The organism is Wolbachia endosymbiont of Nomada ferruginata (assembly GCF_001675785.1).
GTDB lineage: Bacteria > Pseudomonadota > Alphaproteobacteria > Rickettsiales > Anaplasmataceae > Wolbachia > Wolbachia pipientis.
Map to the genome: position 1 here is coordinate 1 of NZ_LYUY01000162.1, position 1205 is coordinate 1205.

Consider the following 1205-nt stretch of genomic DNA (forward strand, 5'->3'; position numbering starts at 1 on the left):
TTAACTTTAGCGCGTATACTTAAAAAGGGCTTGAAAGTTTTTTGGCGCAATAAGTACCTGATAGAGTTTCTGCCTCATTACACCAAATAAAACTGAAAAATTTAAACGATACTCAGTAATTTGATCTGGGTTCCAAGGCCCTTGTGCATCACACATATGAAGCGATAATATATTGCACATGACCAAGTTTGCCCAAAATTCTTGTATACAGCCTCTCCAGAAAAATTCTCTAACTCTGCTCCTACTTTGAGTCGTTTCCTCTATGTGCCACCTTAACACATCAGCTTTGCTCCAAAGTCTCGGTCAAAAGCTCTGTTTCTCAGTTGGCTAATGTCAGCACTATAACTCTTACTTTCTGTCCTTTCATTTTATTTTTTAGCTTTTCATTTTCTAATATAAAATCAAAATCTAATTCGCCAGCGTTCCCATAGCTTACTATAATTTCTTTTTTGCAAGCGAAAAATAAAATCTACTTCCAAATCATAATGCTGCTGAATGAATTTTACTGAAGACGATCATAGATAAATAATAATTTCTCTTGATTTAATAAACGCATTTGAGTGATAACTTCGGGTAATTGCTCTGCCGCCAACGTTTGTTCACCTATATTCCAAGCTGCAAGACGAGCACTACAAATCAGCGAAGTACACAAATCAACAAACAAATTGCCAATGGTGCCTGTTGTTCCATTTGGTTCAAACTCGGATACAATTTCCCCAGAGCTGGGTACCAGAACCATCTGCTGCAATAAGTCTATAGCCTCTCCAACTCAGGTTCATCCTGATAGGCTGTTTGGATGCTTAAATTCTTGAAAGCCTGTATGGCAAATCTTATACCTTGCTTTAGAAAAAGCTTGCTTTGAGGGTACATGTCAATGGCTCCATAAGTTCACATTCTATTCCCAAACTTTTTTTAACTAACTTTAAAATCATAGAAAATACTGTCGAAAAAGCTTGTTCGTGTAAAACTCAACACAATGGATTTTCTGAAAAGTTTTCGAGTATATTATATTTTTAATTTGTAGAATAAGGTTTTTTCCTTTTTGCATATTTCACCTAAAAAGGACACATTTTAGACTTCTTTGTTGAAATAAAACAGAAACAAAAGTGCTGTTTATTGCAGCTTTTGGGTAATTTAATGGTAAAAATTTTAGAGAGAAATTTTATACACAATCTCTGACATTTTTCCTTAAGTTGACGCCATTG

Annotated in this window: 1 pseudogene; it reads right to left on the reverse strand. The window is 34.9% G+C overall.

Features of this window, described 5'->3' with window-relative positions:
- Nucleotides 1-21 precede the first annotated feature (21 nt).
- Nucleotides 22-1048 (reverse strand): annotated as a pseudogene (locus BA053_RS07010) (transposase); the annotation flags it as partial.
- Between the last annotated feature and the right edge of the window lie 157 nt (nucleotides 1049-1205).